15 protein-coding genes are annotated in these 22,274 nt (G+C 72.7%); 8 read left to right on the forward strand and 7 right to left on the reverse strand.

Annotation, left to right across the window (positions count from 1 at the left end):
* Positions 1-947 precede the first annotated feature (947 nt).
* The 4 genes from ACFP3U_RS16845 to glgB all read left to right on the forward strand — a co-directional run bounded on the left by ACFP3U_RS16845 (position 948) and on the right by glgB (position 8,935).
* The gene (locus tag ACFP3U_RS16845; protein ID WP_380226386.1) at positions 948-2,903 is read left to right on the forward strand and encodes an alpha-1,4-glucan--maltose-1-phosphate maltosyltransferase; all 1,956 of its coding nucleotides are present in this window, start codon (positions 948-950) and stop codon (positions 2,901-2,903) included.
* Positions 2,900-4,624, forward strand: a complete 1,725-nt coding sequence (gene treS, locus ACFP3U_RS16850) for a maltose alpha-D-glucosyltransferase (RefSeq protein WP_380226345.1) — start codon at positions 2,900-2,902, stop codon at positions 4,622-4,624. The genes ACFP3U_RS16845 and treS overlap by 4 nt, the downstream gene beginning before the upstream one ends.
* A 241-nt stretch (positions 4,625-4,865) precedes the next feature.
* Positions 4,866-6,356, forward strand: a complete 1,491-nt coding sequence (locus tag ACFP3U_RS16855; RefSeq protein WP_380226346.1) for a maltokinase N-terminal cap-like domain-containing protein — start codon at positions 4,866-4,868, stop codon at positions 6,354-6,356.
* A 167-nt stretch (positions 6,357-6,523) separates the two neighbouring features.
* Complete coding sequence (gene glgB, locus ACFP3U_RS16860; protein WP_380226347.1) at positions 6,524-8,935, forward strand: 1,4-alpha-glucan branching protein GlgB; 2,412 nt, start codon at positions 6,524-6,526, stop codon at positions 8,933-8,935.
* 34 nt (positions 8,936-8,969) lie between these two features.
* On the opposite strand, the gene ACFP3U_RS16865 is transcribed toward glgB, so the two are convergent.
* Both ACFP3U_RS16865 and ACFP3U_RS16870 read right to left on the reverse strand, forming a co-directional pair.
* Positions 8,970-9,389 carry a hypothetical protein gene (locus tag ACFP3U_RS16865; protein ID WP_380226348.1) on the reverse strand — a complete coding sequence of 140 codons (420 nt, stop codon included), beginning with the start codon at positions 9,387-9,389 and terminating at the stop codon, positions 8,970-8,972.
* Positions 9,386-9,706 (reverse strand): type II toxin -antitoxin system TacA 1-like antitoxin, encoded by a 321-nt coding sequence (locus ACFP3U_RS16870; RefSeq protein ID WP_380226349.1) that lies wholly within the window; start codon positions 9,704-9,706, stop codon positions 9,386-9,388. Before ACFP3U_RS16870 ends, ACFP3U_RS16865 begins: the two co-directional genes overlap by 4 nt.
* 173 nt (positions 9,707-9,879) lie before the next feature.
* Between ACFP3U_RS16870 and pta the strand changes: the two genes are divergently transcribed.
* The 3 genes from pta (at position 9,880) to pyk (ending at position 14,854) form a co-directional block, all read left to right on the forward strand.
* Positions 9,880-12,030, forward strand: coding sequence for a phosphate acetyltransferase (gene pta / locus ACFP3U_RS16875; RefSeq protein ID WP_380226350.1), 2,151 nt, complete (start codon positions 9,880-9,882; stop codon positions 12,028-12,030).
* 69 nt (positions 12,031-12,099) lie between these two features.
* Positions 12,100-13,332: an acetate kinase gene (locus ACFP3U_RS16880; protein ID WP_380226351.1), complete on the forward strand. Its 1,233-nt coding sequence runs from the start codon at positions 12,100-12,102 to the stop codon at positions 13,330-13,332.
* A 94-nt stretch (positions 13,333-13,426) separates the two neighbouring features.
* Entirely contained in the window at positions 13,427-14,854 is a 1,428-nt protein-coding gene (gene pyk / locus ACFP3U_RS16885; RefSeq protein WP_380226352.1) for a pyruvate kinase, read from the forward strand.
* Positions 14,855-14,929: 75 nt separating this feature from the next.
* On the opposite strand, the gene ACFP3U_RS16890 is transcribed toward pyk, so the two are convergent.
* The 4 genes from ACFP3U_RS16890 to ACFP3U_RS16905 form a co-directional block, all read right to left on the reverse strand.
* A complete protein-coding gene (locus tag ACFP3U_RS16890) occupies positions 14,930-16,372 on the reverse strand; it encodes a hypothetical protein (protein WP_380226353.1) in 1,443 nt (480 codons plus the stop codon).
* Complete coding sequence (locus ACFP3U_RS16895; RefSeq protein ID WP_380226354.1) at positions 16,369-16,908, reverse strand: DUF6114 domain-containing protein; 540 nt, start codon at positions 16,906-16,908, stop codon at positions 16,369-16,371. Before ACFP3U_RS16895 ends, ACFP3U_RS16890 begins: the two co-directional genes overlap by 4 nt.
* A 128-nt stretch (positions 16,909-17,036) precedes the next feature.
* On the reverse strand, positions 17,037-17,702 hold the full coding sequence (locus ACFP3U_RS16900; RefSeq protein WP_380226355.1) for a DUF6230 family protein: 666 nt from the start codon (positions 17,700-17,702) through the stop codon (positions 17,037-17,039).
* 619 nt (positions 17,703-18,321) lie between these two features.
* Complete coding sequence (locus ACFP3U_RS16905) at positions 18,322-19,317, reverse strand: tetratricopeptide repeat protein (protein WP_380226356.1); 996 nt, start codon at positions 19,315-19,317, stop codon at positions 18,322-18,324.
* Positions 19,318-19,868: 551 nt separating this feature from the next.
* Here ACFP3U_RS16905 and ACFP3U_RS16910 point away from each other — a divergent pair.
* Positions 19,869-20,429 carry a TetR/AcrR family transcriptional regulator gene (locus tag ACFP3U_RS16910; protein ID WP_380226387.1) on the forward strand — a complete coding sequence of 187 codons (561 nt, stop codon included), beginning with the start codon at positions 19,869-19,871 and terminating at the stop codon, positions 20,427-20,429.
* 77 nt (positions 20,430-20,506) lie between these two features.
* Here the strand turns inward: ACFP3U_RS16910 and ACFP3U_RS16915 are convergent, their stop codons facing one another.
* Complete coding sequence (locus ACFP3U_RS16915; protein WP_380226357.1) at positions 20,507-22,192, reverse strand: acyl-CoA mutase large subunit family protein; 1,686 nt, start codon at positions 22,190-22,192, stop codon at positions 20,507-20,509.
* Positions 22,193-22,274 lie beyond the last annotated feature (82 nt).

Raw genomic sequence — 22,274 nt, forward strand, 5'->3', positions numbered from 1 at the left:
AGGCGCACTTTCCGGGGCGCCGCGCCACCAATACGTGAACACCGCGGAACAGATCCATTTCCGCCGACGGGTCCTTGCCCGATCAGACCCGAAACTCGTGCCGTACCGCTGCGGAATCGGGTCCACCGGTGCGAGGATGAGGCCCGGTCGTTGATGTCCCGGGGAGTGCGGAGACGGGTGGCGTACTCCCGCAAAGCAGCACGTCCGAATCCTTTTCGCGTTGACCGTTCCTCATCCTGATTGGTCCATACGGCGCCCACCGAGGACCACCGCGTGTCCTCGTGCTCACCCCGCTCGTTCACGGGTGGGTCGGGTCGTCCGGGGGCGCGCTTGCAGAGGCGTGCGCCGGGACGCGCGCGGGCTCTCGGGCGCTCCGCCACGGGCTCGGCGGAAGCGCGGCAGGTTGCCCGGAACGGCGGCGCGGGCAGGCTCCGGTCGCACGTCCTCCCCACCCAGCAGTCCTCCCGGTACTCCCCTGGCCCCGCCGGCCCGCGGGAGCTGCCGCCGATCTCGGGCAGGAGTTTGGCATGCACGGCGACACGCGGGACCAGTCCACACCGGTGGCCGACACCGTCGACGCAGCGGTCGCGGAATCCCCCGGACGGGCGGATTCTGACACTCGGACAGACCCGGCGATGCCGGGGCCCCGGGGCGCCGGGGCCGACCGTACGGAGCGACCGGACGAGCCGGCCCGAGAACCCGGGGCCGAGGGCGTCCGGACCGCTCCGGGGCCGACCCGGGCCGAGGCCCCGCGCAAGCGCACCACCACCCGCCGCAGCGCGAGCACCGCCGCCACCGCCAAAGCCACCGCCAAAGCCACCGCCGGCGCGAAGGCCCCGGGCTCCGCACCGGCCCGGTCCGCCGCCGAGCGGCCCGCCGCCGGCCGGGCGCGCGCGAAACCCGCCACCACCCGCAAGACCGCCCGCACGACGACAGAGAGCGACACCGTGATCGGCCGCATCCCCGTCCTGGACGTCAGCCCCCTCGTAGACGCCGGCCGCCGCCCGGCCAAGGCCGTGGCGGGCGAGACCTTCCTGGTCAGCGCGACCGTGTTCCGCGAGGGCCACGACGCGGTCGCCGCCAACGTGGTGCTGCGCGACCCGCGCGGCCGGGGCGGCCCCTGGACGCCGATGCGCGAGCTGGCCGAGGGCACCGACCGCTGGGGCGCGTACGTCACCCCGACGGCCCCCGGCCGCTGGTCGTACGTGGTCGAGGCCTGGTCCGACCCGCTGGCCACCTGGCGAAAGGCCGCGTCGATCAAACTGCCGGCCGGGATCGACACCGCGCTCGTCCTGGAGGAGGGCGCGCAGCTGCTGGAACGCGCCGCCACCGGGGTGTCGAAGAAGGAGGGCCGGGCGGTGCTGCTGGCGGCGGCCGACGCGCTGCGCGACCCGGGCCTGCCGCCGCTGTCCCGGCTGGCCGCCGCGCTCGCCCCCGAGGTGCAGGAGCTGCTGGGCCGCTTCCCGCTGCGCGAACTGGTGAGCGCCTCCCGGCCGGCGCCGCTCCAGGTGGACCGGGAGCGCGCGCTGTTCGGCTCCTGGTACGAGTTCTTCCCCCGCTCCGAGGGCGCGGTGGTCGACCCGGCCGGGGTGGAGCCGCCGCGCTCGGGCACCCTGCGGACCGCCGCCGAGCGGCTGCCGGCGATCGCCGCGATGGGCTTCGACGTCGTCTACCTGCCGCCGGTCCACCCGATCGGGCGAGCCTTCCGCAAGGGCCCGGACAACAGCCTGACGGCCGGTCCGCACGACGTCGGCTCGCCGTGGGCGATCGGCTCCCCGGAGGGCGGCCACGACGCCGTCCACCCGGACCTCGGCACGATCGAGGACTTCGACCAGTTCGTCGCCGAGGCCACCGCGCTGCACCTGGAGGTGGCGCTGGACTTCGCGCTCCAGTGCTCACCGGACCATCCGTGGGTGAACAAGCATCCGGAATGGTTCAGTCACCGCGTGGACGGGACCATCGCGCACGCCGAGAATCCGCCGAAGAAATATCAGGATATTTATCCGATCAACTTCGACCAGGACATGGACGGAATCGTCAAGGAGACGATCAGGGTCCTCCGGTTCTGGATGGCGCACGGCGTGCGGATCTTCCGGGTCGACAACCCGCACACCAAACCGGTGGTCTTCTGGGAGCGGGTGCTCGCCGACATCGCCCGCACCGACCCGGACGTCGTCTTCCTCGCCGAGGCCTTCACCCGCCCCGCGATGATGCACACCCTGGGGAAGATCGGTTTCCACCAGTCGTACACGTACTTCACCTGGCGCAACACCAAGGACGAACTCACCGAGTACCTCACCGAGCTCACCGGTGACACGGCCGCCTACATGCGCCCCAACTTCTTCGCCAGCACCCCGGACATCCTGCACGCCTACCTCCAGGACGGCGGTCCGGCCGCGTTCGCGATCCGCGCCGTGCTGGCGGCCACCCTCTCCCCCAGCTACGGCGTGTACGCCGGCTACGAGCTCTACGAGAACGAGCCCGCCCACCCCGGCTCCGAGGAGTACCTGCACTCGGAGAAGTACGAACTGCGCCCCCGGGACTGGAGCCGCACCGACACCCTCGCCCCGCTGCTCACCGTCCTGAACCGGCTGCGCCGCCGTCACCCGGCGCTCCAGCAGCTGCGTTCACTGCGCTTCCACCCCACCGACAACGACCAGGTGCTCGCCTACTCCAAGACCGCCCTGACGCCCGAAGGCCTCACCGACCACCTCATCACCGTGGTCAACCTGGATCCCCACCACACCCAGGAGGCCACCGTCACCCTGGACGGGGACGGGCCGTACGCGGTCCACGACGAGCTCACCGGTGCCGCCTACACCTGGGGCCGGCACAACTACGTCCGGCTCGACCCCTCAGCCGAGCCGGCCCACCTCCTCACGGTTCGGAGGAACCCAGCGTGACAGTGAACGAGCCCGTCCCCGACACCTTCCCCGAGACCTCGAAGAAGAACCTGGACCCGGAGTGGTTCAAGCGGGCGGTCTTCTACGAGGTGCTGGTGCGGTCCTTCCAGGACAGCAACGGCGACGGGATCGGGGACCTCAAGGGGCTCACGTCCAAGCTCGACTACCTGCAGTGGCTCGGGGTCGACTGCCTCTGGCTGCCGCCGTTCTTCGCCTCGCCGCTGCGCGACGGCGGGTACGACGTGTCCGACTACAAGTCGGTGCTGCCGGAGTTCGGCGACCTCGCCGACTTCATGGAGTTCGTGGACGCCGCGCACGCCCGCGGCATGCGCGTGGTCATCGACTTCGTCATGAACCACACCAGCGACCAGCACCCGTGGTTCCAGGCCTCCCGGGAGGACCCGGACGGCCCGTACGGCGACTTCTACATGTGGGCCGACGACGACAAGCAGTACCCCGACGCCCGGATCATCTTCGTCGACACCGAGACCTCCAACTGGACGTACGACCCGGTGCGCAAGCAGTACTTCTGGCACCGGTTCTTCTCCCACCAGCCGGACCTCAACTACGACAACCCCCGCGTCCAGGACGAGATGATCGCCGGGCTGCGGTTCTGGCTCGACCTCGGGATCGACGGGTTCCGGCTGGACGCGGTGCCGTACCTGTTCGCCCGCGAGGGCACCAACTGCGAGAACCTGCCGGAGACCCACGAGTTCCTCCAGCGGGTCCGCAAGGAGATCGACGCCGACTACCCGGACACCGTGCTGCTCGCCGAGGCCAACCAGTGGCCGGAGGACGTCGTCGACTACTTCGGCGACTTCGCCTCCGGCGGCGACGAGTGCCACATGGCGTTCCACTTCCCGGTGATGCCGCGGATCTTCATGGCGGTCCGCCGGGAGTCCCGCTACCCCGTCTCGGAGATCCTCGCCAAGACGCCCAACATCCCGCACGGCTGCCAGTGGGGCATCTTCCTGCGCAACCACGACGAGCTGACCCTGGAGATGGTCACCGACGAGGAGCGCGACTACATGTACGCGGAGTACGCCAAGGACCCGCGGATGCGCGCCAACGTGGGCATCCGCCGGCGGCTCGCCCCGCTGCTGGAGAACGACCGCAACCAGATCGAGCTCTTCACCGCCCTGCTGCTCTCGCTGCCCGGCTCCCCGGTGCTCTACTACGGCGACGAGATCGGCATGGGGGACAACATCTGGCTGGGCGACCGGGACGGCGTCCGGACCCCGATGCAGTGGACCCCGGACCGCAACGCGGGTTTCTCCTCGGCCGACCCGGGCAGGCTCAGTCTGCCGCCCATCATGGATCCGGTGTACGGCTACCAGGTGACCAACGTCGAGGCGCAGCAGAGCAGTTCGAGTTCGCTGCTGCACTGGACGCGTCGCATGATCGAGATCCGCAAGCTCAATCCGGCGTTCGGCCTCGGCACCTACACCGAGCTGCCCTCCAGCAACCCCGCGGTGCTGGCCTTCGTCCGCGAGCACGAGGGGGACCTGGTCATGTGCGTGAACAACTTCTCGCGGTTCGCGCAGCCGACCGAGCTGGACCTGCGGCAGTTCGGCGGACGGTACCCGGTCGAGCTGATCGGCGGGGTGCGCTTCCCCTCGATCGGTGAGTGGCCGTACCTGCTCACCCTGGCCGGCCACGGCTTCTACTGGTTCCAGCTCCGCCGGCCTCCCCGGCTGAGCGGAACCAGGCGATCGAAGTAACGATCCGGCATCCGCCGCAGACCTCACCCAACCCTCCGGGGGCGCGAGTTCGTACCCCGCGCCCCCGGTCGTCTCTGCACCACCGCGTACGGAGAACAGCCCAACGGCCACCCACACGAAGGCGTGACACCCGGGCCCAGCGCTCGCGTGCCGCGCCGCCGCGCCGCCGCAATCCGGAAGACTGACGGACCCGGCCAGACCCGTCGGGCGATCCGCCCAGCTCTTCCGGGGAAAGGGAGTCATGTCCGAAACCTCCCGTTCGCAAGCCCCCCTGCACCAGGACGCGCCCGCCGGCCCCGCCGCGTCGGCCGTCCCGCGGGGTACCGGGGTCCGGAGGACCGCGGTGGGGGTGAGCGAACTCGTCCAGGCGGCGCTGCCGCTGATCGCCGAGTGGCTCCCCACCCAGCGCTGGTACGCCGGGAAGGGCCGACCGATCACCGGCCTCACCCCCGTGGTCGGCACCCCCCTGCAGGTCGGCGACCCCGCCCTGCTGCACCTGCTGCTCCGGGTCGAGCACGCCGCCACCACCGGCGTACCGCACGGCGACCTGTACCAACTCCTGCTCGGCATCCGCTCGCAGGACCCGGGCGGCATCGAACCGACCGCCGTCCTCGGCCGGCTCACCCAGGGCCCGTACGACGGGGCGACGCTCTTCGACGCGGTGCACGACCCGGAGCTCACCGGGCGGCTGCTGGAACACCTGGCCACCGGCGACCGGTTCGGCTCACTGTCCTTCCGCCGCACCCCCGGCTCCGGGCTCCCCACCAACCTGCCCGGCCGCGCCTCCACCGCCGAGCAGTCCAACAGCTCGGTCATCTACGGCACCTCGTACATCCTGAAACTGTTCCGCCGCGTCCATCCCGGCACCAACCCCGACCTCGAACTCTCGCTCGCGCTCTCCCGGGCCGGCTCGACCCGCATCCCCCGGGTCGCCGCCTGGTTCGAGAGCCGCCTGGAGCGCGCCGAGCCGGCCACCCTCGGGCTGCTCCAGCGCTACCTCCCGGAGGCCGAGGACGGCTGGGAGCTCGCCCTCGACCAGGTCGGCCGGCTGAAGGGCGACCCCTCGCCGGGGAACTTCGCGATCGAGGCGCACCGACTCGGCCGGGCCACCGCCGAGGTGCACCGGGTGCTCTCCCGCTCGATGCCGGTCGCCCGGCTGGACCGCGCGCAGACCCGGCAGCTGGCCAGCGCGATGGCCGACCGGCTGGACAGCGCGGTCGCAGCCGTCCCCGGGCTGATGCGCTACCGGGGCGCGCTGCGCTCGGCCTTCGGGCAGATGGCGGACGCCCACCCGGACGGCCTGCCGGTCCAGCGGATCCACGGCGACCTGCACCTCGGCCAGGCGATGCGCACCCCGCACGGCTGGGTCCTGCTGGACTTCGAGGGCGAGCCGGCCAAGTCGGTCGCCGAGCGGCGCGAACCGCAGACCGCGCTGCGGGACGTCGCCGCGATGCTCCGCTCCTTCGACTACGCCGCCGCCCACCTGCTGGCCGGCGGGCCGTCCGACCCGGAGCTGGCCCACCTCGCCGCGGCCTGGGCGCAGCGCAACCGCACCGCGTTCTGCGCCGGCTACACCGCGGGCGGGGGCACCGACCCGGCCGCCTCGCCGGAGCTGATGCGCGCCCTGGAGATCGACAAGGCGGTGTACGAGGTGGTCTACGAGGCCCGGCACCGGCCCAGCTGGCTGCCGATCCCGCTGGCCGCGATCAACCGGCTCGCGCTCACCGTCTGATCCGCCGCGCCCCCTCGCCGGCCGGCCCGGTCCCCGCCCCACCGGGGACCACCCCGCTCCCCCCGCGCTCCCCCCGCCCGACCCGGCCCCGTCCGGATCCCCCGCCGGCACCCCGCATCCGCAGCCCCCTCCCCCGAATCCGCGCCCCGCTCCAGGAGGTCCTCGCCGTGACGCCGCTCGACCCGCCAGGCCGCACCACCCGCACCGTGCCGGCCACCTTCCTGGCCGGCCCGGACTCCCCGAAGCGCGAGCGCGCCGCCGCCCGGCGGTCCGAGCCGGCCCCGACGGCCGCGGCCGTACCCGCGCCCGTACCCGCCACACGCGCCACGCCCGCGCCCGCGCCCGCGCCCGTCGACGACGGGGACGCCCCCGTGACCGCCGGGGCGCTGCGGCTGCCCGAGGCGCCGCTGCCGCCCGGCGAGGTGGACCGGCTGGTCGGCGGCCAGCACCACGACCCGCACGCCCTGCTCGGCGCCCACCCCGTCAACGGCGGCACCGCGATCCGGGTGCTCCGCCCGTTCGCCGACCGGGTCCTGCTGGAGACCGACCAGGGCCCCGTCGAACTCACCCACCAGCAGGGCGGCCTGTTCACCGGACTGCTGGCGGCCCCGGAGGCCCCCGACTACCGGCTGCTGGTCGGCTACCCCGGCGCCGAGCCGCTGCGCCAGCACGACGGCTACCGCACCCCGCCCACCCTCGGCGAGCTCGACCTGCACCTGATCTCCGAGGGCCGGCACGAGCAGCTCTGGCGGGCCCTCGGCTCGCACGTGCGCACCGTCGACGGGGTGCCCGGCACCGCGTTCGCGGTCTGGGCGCCGAACGCCGCCGGCGTACGGCTGATCGGCGACTTCAACCACTGGGACGGCACCGGCCACCCGATGCGCTCGCTCGGCTCCTCCGGCGTCTGGGAACTGTTCGTCCCCGGCCTCGGCGAGGGCGCCCAGTACAAGTACGAGATCCACACCCGGCACGGCGCGGTCCTCGACAAGGCCGACCCGCTGGCCCGGGCCGCCCAGCTGCCGCCCGGCACCGCCTCGGTCGTCACCAGCTCCTCCTACCAGTGGCAGGACGGCGAGTGGATGGCCCGCCGGGCCCGCACCGCGCACCACCGCGCCCCGATGTCGGTGTACGAGCTGCACCTGGCCTCCTGGCGGCCCGACCTCACCTCCTACCGCGCCATCGCCGCCGAACTCCCGCGGTACCTCCAGGAGCTGAACTTCACCCATGTGGAGTTCATGCCGGTGATGGAGCACCCCTTCGGCGGCTCCTGGGGCTACCAGGTGTCCGGCTACTACGCCCCCACCGCCCGGCTCGGCGGCCCCGACGACTTCCGCTTCCTGGTCGACACCCTGCACCGGCACGGCATCGGCGTCATCGTCGACTGGGTGCCCGCGCACTTCCCCAAGGACGACTTCGCGCTCGCCCGCTTCGACGGCGAGCCGCTGTACGAGCCCGCCGACCCGCTGCGCGCCGAGCACCCGGACTGGGGCACCCTGGAGTTCGACTACGGCCGGGTCGAGGTGCGCAACTTCCTGGTGGCCAACGCCGTCTACTGGTGCGAGGAGTTCCACGTCGACGGCCTGCGGGTGGACGCCGTCGCCTCCATGCTCTACCTCGACTACTCACGCGAGGGCGGCGCCTGGACGCCCAACCAGTACGGCGGGCGGGAGAACCTCGACGCGGCCGCCTTCCTCCAGGAGATGAACGCCACCGTCTACCGGCGCTGCCCCGGCGTGATCACCGTCGCCGAGGAGTCCACCGCCTGGGACGGCGTCACCCGGCCCACCGACCGGGGCGGACTCGGCTTCGGCCTCAAGTGGAACATGGGCTGGATGCACGACTCCCTGGTCTACATGGGCAAGGAGCCGGTGCACCGCAAGTACCACCACAACGAGATCACCTTCTCGATGGTGTACGCCTGGTCGGAGAACTACATCCTGCCGATCTCGCACGACGAGGTGGTGCACGGCAAGCAGGCGCTGGTCGCCAAGATGCCCGGCGACTGGTGGCAGCAGCGCGCCAACCACCGCGCCTACCTCGGCTTCATGTGGGCCCACCCCGGCAAGCAGCTCCTCTTCATGGGACAGGAGTTCGCCCAGGGCGCCGAGTGGGACCACGAGCAGGGCCCGCAGTGGTGGGTGCTCGACGAGCAGTGGCCGGCCCACCAGGACCACCTCGGCGTACGCCGGCTCGTCCGCGACCTCAACCGGTGCTACCTCGACGCCCCGGCCCTGTGGGAGCAGGACAGCACCCCGGCCGGCTTCCGCTGGCTCGACGGCGGCGCCGCCGAGGACAACCTGCTCTCCTTCGTCCGCTACGCCGCCGACGGCACCCCGCTGGTCGCGGTCTGCAACTTCTCCCCCGTCGTCCGGCACGCCCACCGCGTCGGCCTGCCCGAGCTGGACGGCCGCGACCAGCTCTGGGAGGAGGTCCTCAACACCGACGCCGAGGCCTACGGCGGCAGCGGGCTCGCCAACTCCCACCCGGTGAAGGCCGAGGCCGTCGAGTGGAACGGCCGCCCCCGCAGCGCCGAACTCGTCCTCCCCCCACTCGCCACCCTCTGGCTCCGCCCGGCCTGACCCCCAGCCCGCCCGCCCCTCCTGGGCGGGCGGGCTACACCGGGGTGACCAGCACCTCGTAGCCGTAGGCGTCGGCGTAGGCGGCGATGTCGCCGGGGTCGGAGGTCAGGATCTCCTCCGCGCGGTAGAGCTCGGCGGTGACCACCACCAGGGCGTCCACCACGTCGAGGCGCTTCCCCTTCGGCGGGGTGGCGATCGCCAGGATCTGGGCCACCGTGCGGTAGTCGTCGAACGAGTAGGCGGTGTGGATCTCGCACTGGGCGAGGAACGGGCCGATCGCCGCCGCCGTCCGGCCGGGGCGCCAGGCCTGGGCGTAGACCGGACCCGGGACGACCGGCGTGACCCGCTCCGCGATCAGCGACTTGTGCAGGCTCCGCGCCGGACCCGGCTTCTCCAGGCCGATCAGCATGCCCGCGTCGTAGACCGCGAAGCGCTCGCTTCCCGGCCGGCTCACGCGACCGCCCGGCGACCGCCGGCGACGAAGCTGCCGCCCCGGGCCCGCCGCGCTTCGGCCCGCTCCTCCGCCGTGGGCTCGTCGGTGTCGCCGCCGGCCTCCGCCGCCTCGGCGGTGTCGCCGCGCTCCGCCAGCACCCGGCGGACCTTCTCCTCGAACACCGTCCGGTGGGCGGCGGTCCGTTCCAGCCGCTCGGCCCGCTCCAGCGCCGCCGCCACGACGAACGCCGAGAAGTCGACGCCCTCGGCCGCCGCCGCGGCCTTGAGCCGCTGGTCGTCCTGTTCGTCCAGGGAAATCGAGGATCTCTTCTTCGCCATACGAACAGCGTAGTACGTCGTATGCGTGACGCACTACGTTCTGCACACCTTCCCGGGTCAGGCTTTCGGCCCCTTGCCGGGCGCGGGGTCGCTCTGCTCGCGGACGGGCGTTCACAGTGCGAAGGTATGGTCGATATGACCACTTCCTGAGACGACGGGACGGAGAGAGCCGCGTGGCGCGCAGCGTGTACGTGACCGGGATCGACCGAGGGGACGGCCGGCAGGCGGTGGAGCTCGGGGTCATGGAGCTGCTGACCCGCCAGGTGGACCGGGTCGGGGTGTTTCGGCCGCTGGTCCACGCCGCCGGGCCGGCGGGGGGCGGGGCGGGGTCCGACCACGTGGTGGAGCTGCTGCGGGCCCGGTACCGGCTGGACCTGCCGGCCGGCGAGCTCTACGGCCTCAGCTACGAGGAGGCCGCCGCCCTGCAGGCCGCGCACGGGCAGGACGAGCTGGTCTCGGTGCTGGTGGACCGGTTCCGGGCGCTGGAGCGGCGCTGCCAGGCGGTGCTGGTGCTGGGCACCGACTTCGCCGACACCAACATCCCCGACGAGCTGGCCTTCAACGCCCGGCTGGCGAACGAGTTCGGCGCCGCCGTGCTGCCGGTGGTCGGCGGGCACGGCGAGGACGCCGACGCGGTGATCGCCGAGGTCCGCAACGCCCACCGGGCCTACACCGACCTCGGCTGCGAGACCCTGGCGATGGTCGCCAACCGGGTCGCCCCGGCCGCCAAGCAGCCGGTCCAGCGCAAGCTGACCGAGACGCTGCCGATCCCCGCCTACGTCATCCCCGAGGAGCCGGCGCTGGCCGCGCCGACCGTCGCCCAGCTGGTCGAGGCGACCGGCGCCGAGGTGCTGATCGGCGACGCGTCCGGCCTCGCCCGGGACGTCCGCGGCTTCGTCTTCGGCGGCGCCATGCTGCCGACCTTCCTGAACGCGCTCACCGAGGGCGCCCTGGTCGTCACCCCCGGGGACCGGGCCGACCTGGTGATCGGCTCGCTGGCCGCGCACGCCGCCGGCGCCCCGCCGATCGCCGGGGTGCTGCTCACCCTCGGCCAGCACCCGGGCCCGAACGTGATGGCGCTGGCCGCCCGGCTGGCCCCCGGCACCCCGGTGGCGGTCGTCCCGGAGGGCAGCTGGCTCACCGCCGCCGCGCTGACCCACCTGGAGGGCAAGCTCTCCGCGGCCAGCCCGCGGAAGGCCGAGATCGCCCTCGGCCTCTTCGAACTGCACGTGGACACCGCCGAGTTGACCAACCGCATCGAGGTCGGCCACTCCGAGCGGGTGACCCCGATGATGTTCGAGCACGCGCTGCTGGAGCGGGCCCGGGCGGCCCGCCGCCACGTGGTGCTGCCGGAGGGCACCGAGGAGCGGGTGCTGCGCGCCGCCGAGATCCTGCTGCGCCGCAACATCTGCGACCTGACCCTGCTCGGCGAGGCCGACGCCGTCCGCCGCAAGGCCGCGGGCCTGGGCATCGACCTGCCGGACGCGGGGGCGGCGGGGGAGCCGGCCGCCGACCGCGCCCAGGTGCGGATCGTCGACCCGGCCACCAGCCCGCTGCGCCGCCAGTTCGCCGAGCTGTACGCGGAGCTGCGGGCGCACAAGGGCATGACCGTGGAGCGGGCCCTGGACGTGGTCACCGACGTCTCCTACTTCGGCACCCTGATGGTCCAGGAGGGCATCGCCGACGGCATGGTCTCCGGCGCGGTGCACTCCACCGCCGCCACCATCCGGCCGGCCTTCGAGGTGATCAAGACCTCGCCGGGCGCGTCGATCGTCTCCAGCGTCTTCTTCATGTGCCTGGCGGACAAGGTGCTGGTGTACGGCGACTGCGCGGTCAACCCGGACCCGGACGCCCAGCAGCTGGCCGACATCGCCATCCAGTCGGCCGCCACCGCCGCCCAGTTCGGCGTGGAGCCGCGGGTCGCGATGCTCTCCTACTCGACCGGCACCTCCGGCTCCGGCGCGGACGTCGACAAGGTCCGCAAGGCCACCGAGCTGGTCCGCGCGCTGCGCCCGGACCTGCTGGTCGAGGGCCCGATCCAGTACGACGCGGCGGTGGACGAGCACGTCGCGGCGACCAAGCTGCCGGGTTCGCCGGTGGCGGGCCGGGCGACCGTGCTGATCTTCCCGGACCTCAACACCGGCAACAACACCTACAAGGCGGTGCAGCGCTCGGCGGGCGCGGTCGCCGTCGGGCCGGTGCTCCAGGGCCTGCGCAAGCCGGTCAACGACCTGTCGCGCGGCGCGCTGGTGCAGGACATCGTCAACACGGTGGCGATCACCGCCATCCAGTCGCAGTCGCGTAAGGAGTTCAAGGGTGAGTGAGCGGAGCGAGCGAACCATGGACAGGGGCGTGTCTCGCGAAGCGACCGCCGAGCGCAGCGAGGTGGCCGCGTGAGTGAGGGTACCCGCGTCCTGGTGCTGAACGCCGGGTCCTCGTCGGTGAAGTACCAGCTGATCGACATGCTGGACGGCGCCCGGCTGGCCTCCGGCCTGGTCGAGCGGATCGGCGAGGCCGGCGGACGGCTGGTGCACGCCCCGCGCGGCGGCGCCGAGCGGGAGGCCGTGCAGGCCTTCCCCGACCACGGCGCGGCGCTCAAGGCGGTCGCCGAGGAGCTGGCCGCCGACGGGCTCGGGCTGGACTCGCCCGAGCTGGCGGCGATCGGCCACCGGGTGGTGCACGGCGGGCTGCGGTTCACCGAGCCGACCGTGATCACCGACGAGGTGCTCGCGGAGATCCGCCGGCTGATCCCGGTCGCGCCGCTGCACAATCCGGCCAACATCACCGGCATCGAGGTGGCCCGCGCGCTGCGGCCCGACCTGCCGCAGGTGGCCGTCTTCGACACCGCCTTCCACGCCTCGATGCCCGAGTACGCCGCCCGGTACGCGATCGACCGGGCGGTGGCCGACCAGCACCGGGTGCGCCGCTACGGCTTCCACGGCACCTCGCACCAGTACGTCTCGCGGGCCACCGCGCGGCTGCTCGGCAAGGACCCGGCCGAGGTCAACGTGATCGTGCTGCACCTGGGCAACGGCGCCTCGGCCTCGGCGGTCAGCGGCGGGCGCTGCGTCGACACCTCGATGGGCCTGACCCCGCTGGAGGGCCTGGTGATGGGCACTCGTTCGGGTGACATCGACGCCGGCGTGGTCTTCCACCTGCACCGGGTCGGCGGCCTGTCGATCGACGCGATCGACGACCTGCTCAACCGCCGCAGCGGGCTGCTGGGCCTGTGCGGCGACAACGACATGCGCGAGATCATGCGCCGCGCGGACGAGGGGGACGCGGACGCGCGGCTGGCCTTCGACACGTACATCCACCGGCTCCGCAAGTACATCGGCGGGTACTACGCGGTGCTCGGCCGGGTGGACGCGATCGCCTTCACGGCGGGTGTCGGCGAGAACGCGGCGCCGGTGCGCGCGGCGGCCGTCGCCGGGCTTGAGGAGCTCGGCATCGCCGTCGACCCGGAGCTCAACTCGGTACGCTCGCGCGAGCCGAGGATCATCTCCCCCGCCCTGCTCCCCTCGGGCGGCAGCGCCCGGGTGGCGGTCGCCGTCGTCCCGACCGACGAGGAGCTGGAGATCGCCCGGCAGGCCTTCGCCCTGGTGCACCGATCGTCCGAAAACTGACCCCCCGTCGTCTCGTTCCACGGAATCCTTCGTCGGCGATTCCTCTCCATTCGGGCCGAATGCACCCATAACATGAACGGATAGACTGATCGATATGCGCCGAGCGAAAATTGTCTGCACCCTGGGTCCCGCGACGGACTCCTACGAACAGCTGAAGGCCATCGTCGAGGCGGGCATGAACGTCGCCCGACTGAACATGAGCCACGGCACCCACGCGGACCACGAGGAGCGGTACCACAAGGTCCGCCAGGTCTCCGAGGACACCGGTAAGGCCATCGGCGTCCTGGCCGACCTCCAGGGTCCCAAGATCCGTCTGGCGACCTTCGCCAACGGCCCGGTGACCGTCGACAACGGCGACGAGTTCACCATCACCACCGAGGACGTCCCCGGTGACCAGCACATCTGCGGAACCACCTACAAGGGTCTGCCCGGCGACGTCAAGCCCGGCGACCCGATCCTGATCAACGACGGCGTCATCGCCCTGGAGGTCGTCAGCGTCGACGGCCCGCAGGTGAAGACCGTGGTCGTCGAGGGCGGCGTGCTCTCGAACAACAAGGGCATCAACCTCCCCGGTGCGGCCGTCAACGTGCCCGCCCTGTCCGAGAAGGACAAGGACGACCTGCGGTTCGCCCTCCGCCTGGGCGTCGACATGGTCGCCCTGTCCTTCGTCCGCAACGCCGCGGACATCAAGGACGTCCACGCGGTCATGGACGAGGTCGGCATCCGGGTGCCGGTCATCGCCAAGATCGAGAAGCCGCAGGCCGTCGAGGCCATGGAGGAGATCGTCCTCGCCTTCGACGCGATCATGGTGGCCCGCGGCGACCTGGCCGTCGAGTACCCGCTGGAGCGGGTGCCGCTGGTCCAGAAGCAGCTGATCACCCTGGCCCGCCGGAACGCCAAGCCGGTCATCGTCGCCACCCAGATGATGGAGTCGATGATCCACGCCTCGCGCCCGACCCGCGCCGAGGTCTCCGACGTCGCCAACGCCATCCTGGACGGCACCGACGCGGTCATGCTGTCCGCCGAGTCCAGCGTCGGCAAGTACCCGGTCGAGACCGTCCGCACCATGAGCCGGATCTGCGAGAAGGCCGAGGAGGAGCTGCTCTCCCAGGGCCTCCAGCCGCTCAACCCGGGCCGCAAGCCGCGCACCCAGGGCGGCTCGATCGCCCGCGCCGCGTGCGAGCTGGGCGACTTCCTCAACGGCAAGGCGCTGGTCGCGTTCACCAAGTCCGGTGACACCGCGCGCCGGCTCTCCCGCTACCGCTCGCCGATCCCGGTGATCGCGTTCACCCCGGACAACGCCACCCGCAACCAGCTCTCGCTGAGCTGGGGCGTCGAGTCCCACGTGACCGAGCAGGTGGAGACCACCGACGAGATGGTCGCCCAGGTCGACCGCGAGCTGCTGAACATCGGCGAGCTCGCCCAGGGCGACACCGTGATCGTCACCGCCGGTTCGCCGCCCGGCATCCCCGGCAACACCAACATGGTCCAGGTGCACCACATGGGCACCCGCCACGCGTAAGCGCCGTACGAAACGCCCGTGGGGCGGTCCCTCCGAACCGGAGGGGCCGCCCCACGGGCGTCCCGGCGGCCGGGATCAGGCGTTCCCGGGGTACGGCCGGTCGTCGTTGTACAGCTGCATGCCGGGGATCTTCAGGGTGCCGCCGAACTGACCCGACTGGATCGCGGTCACCCCGGTCAGCTCGATCCACAGCGGCAGGTGGAGCTGGCCGATCACGTCGTACAGCCACTGCGGCAGCGGCCCGTCCGGGGTGAGGGTGAGCTCGCCCAGGTCGATCGGGACGGGCAGGCCGAGCACCTTGGACAGGTGGCCGGAGAGCCGCTCGACGTACATGATGACCGGGCCCTTGCGCATGGTCGAGACCGAGCCGGGCGCGCCCTTCACGTGGAAGGTCCGGCCGTTGCCCTCCAGCGTCGACATGTGCAGGTTCTCGATGTCGACCGTCTCGACCTCGAACTTCAGCGCCCGCTTGGTGCCGGTCGGCGTCTGGACGTTGACCACGCCCAGCAGCACGGAGTGGTTCAGGGTGAGCCGGCTGGTCTGGAGGGTCCAGTTCTGGTCCGGCACCAGGATCGGGTTGTCGGCCGGCTTGCCGGCCGGGCTCAGCCCCTTGCTGTCGACCAGGCAATTCGGGTTCTTCGACGGGGTGCCCGGGGTGCCCTGGGCGGACGGCGTCGCGGAGCCGGTGCCGGCGGCGGTGGGCTTCGCGGACGGCTTCCCGGCCGGCTTCGCGGCGGAGGACGCCGAGGGCGTGCCGCTCGGGGCGCCCGACGGCTTCGCCGAGGGCGAGGCGGCCGGCTTCGGGCCCGTCGGCGCGGTGCTGCCCGGGGCGGCGGCGGCCGGGGCGGCCGGGGCGGTGGGCGCGCCGGACGGGGCCGAGGACGGCTGGGCGGTCGGGGCCGGGGGCGCGGTGCTCGGCACGGCGGCGGGCGCCGGGGCGGCCGGGGCGAAGGCCTGCGGCCCGGCGAACGGGCTCGCGGTGGCGGTCGGGCCCGGCGAGCCGCCCGGGCGGACCAGGCTGGTGATGCCGCCGACGAGGTCGTCGATGAGCCCGGCCTGGACGACCCCGCCGCCGGTGCCCGCGGACCGCGCCTTGGTGGCGGTCGGCTCCGGCGCGGTGGGCGCCGCCGAGGCAGGCGCGGTCGGTGCGGTCGGTGCGGTGGGTGCGGTCGGCACGGCGGTCGCGGCAGTGGAGGGTGCGGCCGTCGGGTCGGTGCCGGCGGTCGCCGACGCCTCGGGGATCGGCACCGACGGGCCGGGGATCGGCGGCGGCAGCTCGCTCTTGGGCACCGGCGTCTCGGCCACCACAGGCGGCTTCGAGGCGGTGTCCGGGGCGGTGGCGCACGGCTTGCCGGCGGTCGACTCGGCGATCGCGGGGTTCGGCGTGTAGGCGGCGGCCATCAGCAGCGCGGTCGGCACCGCGGCCATCGCCAGCGCCCGGCCGCGCAGCCGGACCCGGACGGGCGTGCGGGCCGCCGCATGCCGGGGCGCGCGGCGCTCCTCGCTCGGGTCGCTCACCGGATCTCCTTGGGCTCTGCGGCCTGCTGTGCCGGAACGGTCCCGCCGGCGGCGGCCTCGGCGGCCGGCTCCTCCGTCCGGTCGGCGGTGGCGACGGACTCCGCCGTCGCCCCCTCGGCGACCGCCGGCTCGGGCAGCTTGGCCCAGGCCATCATCAGACCGCCGCCGATGAGCCCCGGCAGCAGGGCCAGACCGAAGCCGGCGAGGTTGGAGACCGGGATCGAGACCAGGGTCAGCAGCGTGGTGGCGACCCCGGCGAAGATCCGCACGGCGGGCTGGAACCAGCCGGTGAGCCCGAGCATGATCAGCAGGACGCCGATGATCAGCGAGCCGGCGCCGGCCGTCGTCGACATGGCGATGGTCACGCCGCCCAGCGACAGGTGGGCGTAGGGGAAGTACAGGATCGGGACGCCGGCGATCATGGCCAGCAGGCCGCCCCAGAAGGGCCTGGTGCGGCGGAAATCGCGGAAGCCCCGCCAGAACGACCCGACCAGGTTCCGGTGTTCGGGCCGAGCCTCGGCCGTTGCGCTGGACATGGTGCAGCTCCTCGATGTCTCTACGAGGCGAAAACTGTGATGTCGGGCCGGGGGTGGCGAACGCCGCCCCCGGCCCGCGGGAGAACCCGTCGGTCGGGCGCGCCGGTGGGCGCGCCGTCAGGCCGGGATCAGAAGCACTCGTTGCCCGCGCCGTCGCCGCTCTTGAGCTTCAGGCTCAGGCCGTTGAGCACGAAGGTGCCGGCCGAGGTGGCGCGCGCGGTCTGCTTGACGTCGGTCAGCACGGCCTCCCTGGCGGCCTGGGCGAAGCCCACGGAACCGCTCGGGAGCTTCGCGCCGGCCTCCTTCAGCGCCGGGTGGCCCTTCCAGCCCTTGGTCGCCGAACCGGTGAGGGTGGAGGCGTCCTGGCCGATGTTGATGTCCGTGAACGTCGCGTCGGCGTCCAACTGCTCCAGGTCGATCAGCAGGTTGTGCGCGGTGACCGGCTTCTTCTCGTCGTTGCCGGCGTTCAGCTGGAGGGTGATCTTGCCGAGGCCGAGCTTCGACAGGTCGGTCACCACCGACTGGCAGAGGTTGTGGATCTCGGCGTCGTCGAAGGCCGAGACGGCGACCGGGTGCAGCGTGCCGTTGGTCTCGACGTCGACCGCGCCGAACTGGGCGAAGTTGTCGCCCTTCAGGTACGTGGTCTTCACCTTGAACTGCTGGCCGGAGACGCTGAACGACGCCGCGAGCGCGCTGTTGGCGATCGAGACACCGACCATCGCGGTGGCCGCGATGCTCGGGACCATCACCAGGGCGAAGCGCTTCCAGCGGGTCTTGCCGTGGGTCTGGGACATGCGTGTCCTCCTTCTGGACGTACATCTCCGGCTCCCCGGTGGCGCGTCCCGCGTCGGTGGGGGCCTGGGATGGGAGAGAGCTACGTCCTCGGTAGCGGAGAGCGCCGTGACGACACGGGCGATCCCCCCGAGCGACAACCAGGGACCGCGCGGGCAGCGCGGCCTTACGAAGGACAGGAACCGCCGTGGGAGCGGATACCCCCCTGCCTTCTCGCCGGCGGCGGGGCCGTCGGCAGCCCGGTGGGGATCCCCTTCGCGGGCCTGCCGACCGGCTGCCGGCGGAGGTCGATGCGTGGGGACCGGGCGTGCCGATGCTGCTCGAATCCCGGGCGAAGCACAAGAGGTCGCATTACTGACGGGTAATCCCATACGAGCCGCAGCGATCATGGAATCGGCGCCCCGGACACGCAGCGTCACGAAGTGGAGGAGCAGTGAGGGCGAAATCCCCCGGAAACGTCAGCGAAACACCCGTGGACGGTCACATGTCGTGACCGTCCACGGGTGGAGTCAAGATTTGATAAACCTCAGAGGCGATGACCGTATTGTCGCCAAATCACCGGGCGGCACCGCAGGTCATCAGCCGTGTCACCGGCCGGCTCAGAGCAGGCTCAGAGCAGGCTCAGAACAGCACCCGGGCCAGCGCCTGGCGCGCCGCGGTGACCCGCGGGTCCTCCGTGCCGATCACCTCGAAGAGCTCCAGCAGCCGCAGCCGGACGGCGTCCCGGTCCTCGCCGAAGGTCTTGCCGACCGTCGTCACCAGCCGGCCGAAGGCGTCCTCGACGTGCCCGCCGACCAGGTCCAGGTCGGCCGCCCGCAGCTGGGCCTCGACGTCCTTCGGGTCGGCCGCGGCGGCCGTCCGGACCGCCTGCAGGTCCAGCCCCTCGACCCGGTGCAGCAGCTGCGCCTGGGCCAGGCCGATCTTGGCCTCGGCGTTGCCCGGCTGCTCGACCAGGACGTTCCGGTAGGCCTGGATGGCGCCGGCCAGGTCGCCCCGGTCCAGCGCGTCGTGGGCCGCGGACAGGGCCGGGTCCTCCGGTCGGCGCGGGGCCTCGGCCTCGCCGCCCTCGACCGGCACGCCGCTTCCACCGACGATGCCGAAGCGCTGCTCGGCGACCAGGACCAGCTGGTCCAGCACCTTGCGGACGTTGGCCTCGTTCTCGGCGCCCTGGAACAGCGGCACCAACTGGCCGGCCACCACGGCCATCACGGCCGGGATGCCCTGGATGCCGAACTGCTGGGCGATCAGCTGGTTGGCGTCCACGTCGATCTTGGCGAGCACGATCCGGCCGGCGTACTCCTCGGCCAGGCGCTCCAGGATCGGGCTGAGCTGCTTGCAGGGCCCGCACCACTCGGCCCAGAAGTCGATGACCACCGGTACCTCGGCGGACCGCTGGACGACCTCGGTCTCGAAGGTGTCCTCGGTGACGTCGATGACGAGCGGGTAGCCGGCCCCGGCCGGGGCGACCCCGGCCTCCTCGGCGGCGGCCGTCTGGCGGGCCCGCTCGGCCCTGGCCAGTTCGGCCTTCTGGGCAGCCTCGCCGGCTGCCTTCACTGCGGCGAGGTCGACCGCGCCACGCAGGGCGGCACTGTTGAGACGAGAATTCCGTGGCTGCATGACACCATCCTCCCCCGCCCGCGCCGCCTGCGGGCACCAACCTCCCGGAAAACGCCCCGCGCGGGCTGCGCGGTGCCGGTTCCCGGAGTGGCGGACCCACCCCCGAAGTAGCCTGAACCGTTCGGCGCGGATCCCCATCCGCGCCCGCGCCGCTCCCCTCCCACGGGGACCCGGCGCCTGGTCGTCGCTTTCGCTACGAGTCGTAGCGTAACTGGTCCGAGGGCATCCGCCGCAACCCCTTCCGCCACACCCCGAACGTGAGCTGGGCCACTTTCCCGGGCGGCCCCGCTGACCTGGGTGCGGAGGAGTCGCTACCGTTACCAGCCCCAGCCAAGTTACTTACCGGTAAATCGCAAGGAGGCCCGGTGCCGGCCCCCCAGCCACCCGCGACCCCGGAGCACGAGGTCCGCCCGGCCGAGGACTCCCAGGACGCCCCGCGGAGCCCCCGGCCGCCGTCCGCCGTCCCGTCCGCCGCCCGGCCCGCGGAGGGCCCGGAGGCCGTCGCCACCCGGGCCAAGGGCCGCCCGCGCAGCGCCGCCGCCGACCGGGCCATCCTGGACGCCACCCGCGAGACCCTGGCCGAACTCGGCTGGGGCGGGCTGACCATGGGCCACGTCGCGACCCGGGCCGGGGTCGCCAAGACCACCCTGTACCGCCGCTGGCCGTCCAAGAACGAGCTCGTGGTGGAGGCGGTCGCCAGCCTCTTCGACGAGCTGGTGATGCCCGACCTGGGCAGCCTGCGGGCCGACATCGAGGCGGTGGTGGGCCAGTTCGCCGATCTGCTGGCGCGCCCGGAGACCCAGGCCGCGCTGCTCGCCCTGTTCGCCGAGGGCACCCGCGACCCCCAGCTGCGGCGGCGGATCCGGGAGGCGATCGTCGATCCGCAGAAACGATTGGTCCGGCAGGGCCGGGCGACCGCCCAGGCGCGCGGCGAACTGGCCCCGGACGGCGACGAGACGCTCGCCCGCGAGGAGGTCGACATCATCTTCGACACCATCGCCGGGACGGTCGAGCACCGGGTGCTGATCAGCGGCGAGCCGGTCACCCCGGAGTGGGCCCGCCGGTTCACCAGCCTGCTGCTCGGCCCGTTCCCGAGCCTGCTGGGCGGCTGAGCGCACGCCGAAGGGCCGCCCGGCAGCCGAACACGGCGGCGGGCGGCCCTCCCTCGACGCGAGCGGGGCGGAGCGGGTCAGAACCGGGCGGTCTCCCGGTAGATCCCCCACTCCTCGCGCAGCGCGTTGCAGATCTCGCCCAGGGTCGCCTCGGCGCGCACCGCGTCCAGCATCGGCGGGATCATCGACTCGCCGGACCGCGCGGCGGCCAGCATCGCGTCCAGCCCGGCCCGGACGGCGGCCTCGTCCCGGGCCGCCCGGCGGGCGCCCAGCACCCGGACCTGCTCGCGCTCGACCTCGTGGCTGACCCGGAGGATCTCCAGCTCGGGGGTGACGCTGCGCGGGTGGCAGTTGACGCCGACGACCCTCTTCTCGCCCTTCTCCACCGCCTGCTGGTACTGGAAGGCGGCCTCGGCGATCTCGCCGGTGAACCAGCCGTCCTCGATCCCGCGCAGGATGCCGGAGGTGATCGGACCGATCGGGTGGTCCTCCCGGCCCCGGTCCAGGATCTTCCGGAAGATCTCCTCGGCCTGCTGCTCGATCCGGTCGGTCAGCGCCTCGACGTACCAGGAACCGCCCAGCGGGTCGGCCACATTGGTGACGCCGGTCTCCTCCATCAGCACCTGCTGGGTGCGCAGGGCGATCTCGGCGGCCTGCTCGGAGGGCAGCGCCAGGGTCTCGTCCAGGGCGTTGGTGTGCAGCGAGTTGGTGCCGCCGAGCACCGCCGAGAGCGCCTCGACGGCGGTGCGCACCACGTTGTTGTACGGCTGCTGCGCGGTGAGCGAGACGCCGGCGGTCTGGGTGTGGAACCGCAGCCACTGGGCCTTGTCGGTCTTCGCGCCGAACCGCTCGCGCATCCAGCGGGCCCAGATCCGCCGGGCGGCGCGGAACTTGGCGATCTCCTCGAAGAAGTCGAGGTGCGCGTCGAAGAAGAACGACAGGCCGGGCGCGAAGACGTCCACGTCCAGGCCGCGGGAGAGGCCCAGCTCGACGTAGGCGAAGCCGTCGGCCAGGGTGTACGCCAGCTCCTGCGCGGCCGTCGCCCCGGCCTCGCGGATGTGGTAGCCGGAGACCGAGAGCGGCTTGTACGCCGGGATGCCCTCGGCGCAGTGGGCCATCAGGTCGCCGATCAGGCGCAGGTGCGGCTCGGGGGCGAAGAGCCACTCCTTCTGGGCGATGTACTCCTTGAAGATGTCGGTCTGCAGGGTGCCGTTGAGCACCGCCGGGTCGACGCCCTGCCGCTCGGCGGCCACCAGGTACATGCAGAAGATCGGCACGGCCGGGCCGCTGATCGTCATCGAGGTGGTGACCTCGCCGAGCGGGATGCCGCGGAACAGCACCTCCATGTCGGCGGCCGAGTCGATCGCCACGCCGCAGTGGCCGACCTCGCCGAGCGAGCGCGGGTCGTCCGAGTCGTAGCCCATCAGGGTGGGCATGTCGAAGGCCACCGAGAGGCCGCCGCCGCCCGCCTCCAGGATCATCCGGTACCGCTCGTTGGTCTGCTCGGCGTTGCCGAAGCCGGCGAACTGGCGGATGGTCCACGTCCGGCCGCGGTAGCCGGTCGCGTGCAGGCCCCGGGTGTAGGGGTACTCGCCGGGCCAGCCGATCCGCTCGAAGCCCTCGTAGGCCTGCCCGGGGGCCGGGCCGTAGACCGGCTCGACCTCGTCCCCGGACAGGGTGGTGAAGTCCGCGTCCCGCTTGCGGGCACTGTCGTACCGCTGCTGCCAGCGCTGCCGTCCGCGCTCGATCTCCTCGGCGTCCATGACCCCGAACTCCGCTCCGTACGGCCGCCACACCAGCGGGGCGGCACAGCTGTTAGGACGTCCTACTAATTTACTCGGACGT

This window comes from Kitasatospora misakiensis (assembly GCF_042656005.1).
In the GTDB taxonomy this organism is placed as follows: domain Bacteria; phylum Actinomycetota; class Actinomycetes; order Streptomycetales; family Streptomycetaceae; genus Kitasatospora; species Kitasatospora misakiensis.